This is a genomic window from Succinivibrio sp., assembly GCF_045124615.1.
GTDB classification, from domain to species: Bacteria; Pseudomonadota; Gammaproteobacteria; order Enterobacterales; family Succinivibrionaceae; genus Succinivibrio; species Succinivibrio faecicola.
The window spans coordinates 1-6,865 of record NZ_JBGVMC010000057.1 but is presented as its reverse complement, the minus strand read 5'-3'; the positions used below and the strand labels follow the sequence as shown (position 1 = coordinate 6,865).

At 31.9% G+C, this 6,865-nt stretch carries 2 protein-coding genes; both read right to left on the bottom strand.

All coding sequences use genetic code 11. The features are described from left to right. Nucleotides 1-362 precede the first annotated feature (362 nt). On the bottom strand, nucleotides 363-2,618 hold the full coding sequence (recD, locus tag ACJML3_RS01485; RefSeq protein ID WP_406020002.1) for an exodeoxyribonuclease V subunit alpha: 2,256 nt from the start codon (nucleotides 2,616-2,618) through the stop codon (nucleotides 363-365). Beyond that, nucleotides 2,618-6,742, bottom strand: a complete 4,125-nt coding sequence (locus ACJML3_RS01480) for a UvrD-helicase domain-containing protein (protein ID WP_406020000.1) — start codon at nucleotides 6,740-6,742, stop codon at nucleotides 2,618-2,620. Before ACJML3_RS01480 ends, recD begins: the two co-directional genes overlap by 1 nt. Nucleotides 6,743-6,865: the final 123 nt, after the last annotated feature.

Below are 6,865 nucleotides of genomic sequence, written 5' to 3'. Positions count from 1 at the left end.
TTCAATCTGAGCCATGATCAAACTCTTCGAAAATAAAGATTTTGATTTTTTGTGTTCCTTCAGCTCTCGCTTTCAACACTTCGTTTTTTGTCCCTCTTCCGAGGGCCCACACAGATTGTCCGTACTGATTTTTAAAGATCTGCATTAACGCTTGGTTAATGTTCGTTATCGTTTGTGACAACGGAAATGCATTATAGACTTTTTTTGACTTCTGTCAAACTTTTTTTTTAATTTTTTTTACTCTATTTTTACATTTCGCTTTCTTATGCGATTCTCTGCAGTAATTTCTTTTTTTTTACAGAGAGCAATTTTAAATATAGTTCAGTTTTTCTGTTTGTCAAATTTTTATGCAAATTTTTGTATCAAATCATTAGAGACAATCCGCTTTCTCTCTTTACTCTTTTTACAATGCTTGATAAAAACAGTTTTTCATCACCAATAATATATACTCTAGGATCGGCTCCTAATGATGCTTTTGCTCTTGTTATTCCTGTATATATAAGCTCTTTTGTCATTATTGGATTATCAATTGGTGGTAATACCATACATACATGTTGATATTCACAACCTTGAGACTTATGAATAGTCATTGCAAAGCCTGCATCATATTTTTTAAGTCTTTCAGGAGAAATTACTCTGGGTTCGTTTTTATCTATTGCAGGGAAAAACACCTTAACAGATCCTTTCTGCATTGATTCTTTTGAATCATATGCAACAAATCCGACCTCACCATTATCAACGCCTAACAGTTTGTCATTTTCAGTAATTAGGATCACTGAACCAACGGCAAACTCGCCTTCTTGATTTTTAAGTGGGATTTCTGCTCTGAATTTTGTTTTTTTACTCTGAATCCTCTTTTGAAGAAGTTTTGCTATTTCAGAATTGATTACCTTAGTACCAAGACATCCTTCATTCAGAGCACATAAAACTCTGTATTTATCCAGAGCATTAAATATCTTTTTAGATAATTCTGGATTATTTTTATCAACGATATAATTACATTGTTCTAAAAGATTTATGTATGCCCCGTCTTTTGAGTATTTATCAACAATCTCACGAGCAATAGAAGTTGCAAATTTTAACTGATACTTTCTTGATTTATCAGCTATATTACAGAAACTTACTTCTTTATCAGATCGGAACAGATCTTCTATTGACGTTGCTTTTGCAATATTCTCATCAGTCTTTTTACAATACTCATCACCAATTTTATTCGATGCGTTAATGTTGTTTGCAACAATACCTAAAACACTGTTCGAATCAAATCTTCTACTCTTTAAAAGTAATGAAACATTATCACTGATGGCAGACTGGTTATTATATTTTCTACACAGATCTTCATGAGAGTATGATGTAATCTTAGATATAACAGAAAGTTTTTGTTCGCTAATTGTCTTATCTTTATAAAGTTGAGAACAGATATCAGCAAGAACAGATCCTGGTTGCACAGAATTAAGCTGATCTTTATCGCCAAGCATAATAACCTTTGTCTTTTCAGGCAAAGCTTTTATTATCTTTGAGAATAAAGATAGTGAAATCATTGATACTTCATCAATAACAATAATGTCACAGTCTAATTTATTAGACTCATTGTATTTTGGAATCTCTTTGTGGGGGTAAATTCCTAAAACTCTGTGAATTGTAGTAGCACTTGTAGGAATACTCTTCTTAAGCTCTTCTTCAGAAAGCTCTTTATTTAATTCACACAACCTTCTGATAGCATCACCAATATTCGGTGTTAATAAACCAGAGCTAATACTTTCCACCATTCTTGAGGATGCTTTTCCTGTAGGTGCACATAAGGTAATTTTTAGAGGATCTCTTTTGTTTGCAGCAAGAAGTAACAACAAAAGCTTGATTACTGTTGTTGTTTTTCCTGTGCCAGGTCCACCACAGATAACAGAAAATTGGTTTATAGCACTCTGAGCTGCAGCTATTTTCTGATATTCAATTTCATCTTCACTATCAAATAGAACATTTAAAGCCTTTTTATAGAACTCAAGCTCAGTGTCATCTAAAGAATTCATTCTGTTGTTTTGAGTTTTGATATAGTCGCATACAGTATTTTCATAATGAAAATAACTTCTTAAATAAAGTCTGTAATTTACTTTATCTTCTGTGTACACGCATAAAGGACTTACAGCGTTCAGATCAGGTGAAATCAGTCTGCTTTCTGCACTCAGCATCTGAATATAATTTGGAATAATCTTCTGTTCTATAAACGCACAAACGCTTTCTTTATATGAGTCAATATCATTATTGAATACTGCAAGATCATCTTCATCTAACCTTGATGTAAACAGATTTAACTGTGTAATTTCATCACAAAATAAAGAAGTTAGTTTATCTTTAGTCAGTAAAATACAGACATTGCCTTCAGACAGTTTCTCTATAAGTGCCATCAGAAAAACAAGGAGTATTTTTTTCTGTATTAATGAAAATTCATTTCCATTTATAAATACAGTATCCTTTAAGTACAGTTTGTAAGCTATTAAAGCTATTGGCTTTATAAAATCAAATTCCTTTATTGCTTCATTGAATTCATCTATGGAAACTGAATTATCAAAACAGGAGAAAAAGCTTTTCACAGACTCCATTCTTCTAATCATTGACTGCATTATTCTTCTCCCTTAAAAAGCTTATCTAATTTCATCACTGTTTCGTATGGAACTTTAATGTTAAGAACACCATAACTGATATTTTCATCAGTTGTAATTGAAGACAATCCTCTTACATACAAATACATTGCTCCACCGACTAAAGAATCATAGGCATTTTCAGATCCGTCATAACTTGCATCTGAATTTAATAGGAATCTATGTACAGCCAGAGAGTAAATAAGAGTTTGTACATCATATCTTGATTCAAAATATCTATTTAACAGTTCTTTTTGTGAATAAGACTGATAGGTACTTCCAAGATGATTTGATTTGTAATCGATAAGATAATATTTACCACATTCATTTTTAGTAAATCTTGCAAGAAGATCGATGCTTCCTTTCATATATCCATCAAAATCAGATTTTGATAAATCGTCAAGATCAATATTCCCAAGCTGCTCTTTTGCAAAAGAAGAGCATATTTCATTGAATTTATTCATGGAAAACTGCTCGCAAGGCATAAAGAATTCAAGTTCGCAAGCACAGTCCTGTGAAGTCAAATCTGAAAGAGATATGTCCTGCTCAATGATTGGAGCATGAATAATCTCATATAACCAATTTGCCATTGATATGACACCGTCTTCTTCTAAAGAAGATCTGTCCATTAAATTGAAGAGATCATACTTTTTGTTGTCATATACGAACTGAAGAATACTATCTTTTGAATCCTTATCTACACTATCATCTGACACAAGCAGTTCTAATAGTTTATGTAGCAAATCACCTGCTTTAGATCCTTTTGTAAAAGAGAATCTGAATTCTCTTCCATTCATAGGTGAAACGTATTCTGTATTAGCAAGCTGGTTTTCACTACCTTCATCTTCTAAGCTAGCTTCATCGACAACCTTTAGCTTTGCTCCGTGAGCTCCACTTGTAAGACCTGAGTAAGAGGTAATTGTAAAAGATGAATGCACAGAACCTGGTTCTATTTCATTGACTTTTGTTTCCTTATTCGCACTGGCATCAGACCACATTTTCTTTCCTTCAAAAAATGTGTAAGGATCACCTGAAGCAAAAGCGTCACTTGAATAATCAAGTGTAGAATCTTTATCTTTTCCTGGTAGTTTTAATTCCCTGAAATATTCAGATTTATACAGATCCTGTTTAGATTCACCACTGTTTTCCATTACAGCTCTTAAAGCAGCTTTTCCTTTAATAGTAATCTGCTTTGCAGAATAAATGAAGTTTGCTGACTGAGCTCGAGTCAAAGCAACATACAAAAGACGAACCTTTTCCTGATTTTCACTCTGAAGATAAAGATCCTTTGCTGTTTTACTATCAGAAATCAGAATATTTTCAGATAAAGATAATGTTTTTTTCTGTGTATTATCATCGTAATAACAGAGTGGACCTTTTTTGTTAGTATTATCTTTTGTGATATACAAGAATGGTAAAAATACTAAAGGATACTGCAGACCTTTAGATTTATGAATAGTATAGATTTTTACAAGATCCTGTTCTGACTCTAATCGTTTCTTCTTCTCATCCTTAGATAAATCACTGTCTTTATCATTGTATATCTGCTCTGTAAGCCATAGCATCTGTGCGTTAGCACCTACAACAGATGAGCTAACATTCTGAATTAGTTCAGCTATCTGAAAATAATTGCTTAAAACTCGTTCTCCATCTGATTTTTTCATAATCAGACTAATAAGTTCATGCGCACTTATATAATGACTAAAAGCTGATAAGAAACCTGTTTTACACCAGCATTCATAACAATCTCTTAGTAAAGAAATTTCTTCATCAAATTGTTCTGAATCTGTTGCCTTAAGATATTCTTCATAACTTTTACAGAGTAGTCCTGAACCTAAAAGTTTGTTTACTTTAGAAGCATTTGAACTGTCAGTCATAGCTTCCATGAAATACAGTATATTCTGAGCCTCTTCAGAAATAACAGGATCCGTATCCTTTGAGAAATAGTTATTTTTTACCTTTTTATTCAATACTGATGACTGATCCGAAAAATATACTGATTTAATCCCAAGAGCATTTAACGCTTTTTGAACCGCATCATTCTCTTCACCACAAGAAACAAGTATTGCTATATCTGATGGCTTTACTTTTCTATATTCCTTTTTTTCATAAATATAGCCAGTACACAAACATCTTTTAACATCGTATGCAACGGCTTTAGCGATGGATGCTTGAAATTTTTCTTTTCCAGAAAAAGATTCATTAAATTCAATAAAATAATTTGACTGAGATTCTTTTTCCTCGGCATGTATTGGGCGCTCATCTTCAAAATAAAAATTTTTTGTTCCATTTAAACCATGTTCATTTGGACACAAAACACTAGAAAATTCAATTCCACTTTTATTTATTTCAGATGTTTTATCAAAATCAAATGGATTGTATATTATTTCGTGGTTTTCATTCTCAATATTACTAAATATGCAGTTTACGCCTTCAATAACGTTACGTGATGAACGGTAATTCTTATTTAATGTATATACTGCAGATTTTCCGTTTGGAAGAATATTCTTTTGGATAATCTGTTTTGCTTTGTTATATGAATGGATATCAGATCCTCTAAAGGCATATATTGACTGTTTAGGATCACCAATCAAATAACATACACTGCCGGATTCTTTTGCTGAATCTGATAGATATAGTTTGTTGAATATCTCAAACTGAACAGGATCGGTATCCTGAAACTCATCTATCATTGCAACTTTATAACGGGAACGTATCTGTTGAGCTAAAAGCTCTGAACGTTTTGCATCGCATGTTAAGGCATTTGCTAGCTGTATAAGAAGTTCATCGTTACTGATAACATTGTCTGATAAACAATATGACTTTATCTTTTTAAAATACATTATCGTTATCAGAACTGACAGTTCTCCTGTAACAGATTCTGTTAATTTATCTAATTTCTTTATTATTTCAACGAGACTGTTTATAGAGTTTAGTATATCTTCTCGAAAAACAACTGCCGCACATGATTTAGCATTAAAATATTTATTTTCTTCAGGTAACTTATTTATTAGCTCTTTTGCAAAGTCTTTTATATCATAGCCTTTAAGAGCTTGCTCTAATAACTCAAACATCGCAACAGTACTTTTATTAGGTTTGAGTTTTTCTTTATTCTCAGCAAAAAAATTTCTATCTACTAAAAATAATTTTATGCTTTCTTCATTTTCAAGAACACTTCTATACTCATCTAAAAGACAATCAACTAAAATCTTTGCTTCTAGGAATACAGAATCTTTTTTCTTTTCGTACCAGGACAGTATCTGAGCAATTTTACTCTTCGGATCTTTTGTATTTACACCTATTTTTTCATTGTAACTTATCAATGACTTTTGATTTATCTCATAACCAAAATAGCCATCTTTGTCATCAATTTCCTTAACACTGTTAACTGGTATGCTGTACTCTTTTACTATGTCAGCTACAGATTTTTCTCTTAGAGTTTCTAACAATAGCTTTGAAAAAGCATAGTGCTCGCTGTCTTCCTTTTCAGAGTAAAACAGTTCTCTTTGTAAAGAATTTATAGATCTATCATGGTACAGATCGGTATCCTGAAGCAGATTAACATTAAAAGCTCTTCCAGATTCAAAAGCATATATCTGATTCAATGCTTTATTACAAAATGAATGAATGGTGCAAATAGCAGCTTCATCAATAGTATGTTCCGCTCTTTTAAGAAGTCTTATATATGCAGATACGCGATTTTTATCAGCCCCATCCTTTAAATAACTTTTTGACAGAATTCTTAAAGCATCCTCGTTAATATCCTCAATTTTCAGAATATCTTTATGAATTTTTTCAAAACAGAGTCTAACAGAATGTATTTTTTCAAGAATTCGTGCTCGTAAATCTGCAGCAGCTGCATTTGTAAAAGTTACAACGAGAATATTTTCAATATCAATTGGTTCTCCACCGTTTATAACTTTCGCTTCTTTTTTAACTGAAGTTTCATTCAAAGAACCTAATAACAATCTGACTACAAGGTAACTTATGGTATAGGTTTTACCTGTACCTGCAGACGCTTCAATCAGTGAAGAATAGTTCAGATTGAATGTATTAACATCTAAAGTAGGAATATTCTTCTTAGAGCTCATAGTATCCTTCACCATATTACAGTTCTTCTTTTACTATTCTCATTGATTTATACATTTCAAGTATGGAATCAGCAAATTCAAATACAATCTCTTTTTGTTTTTCACAAAGATTCTGCAATGATTGATAATCCTTAAACA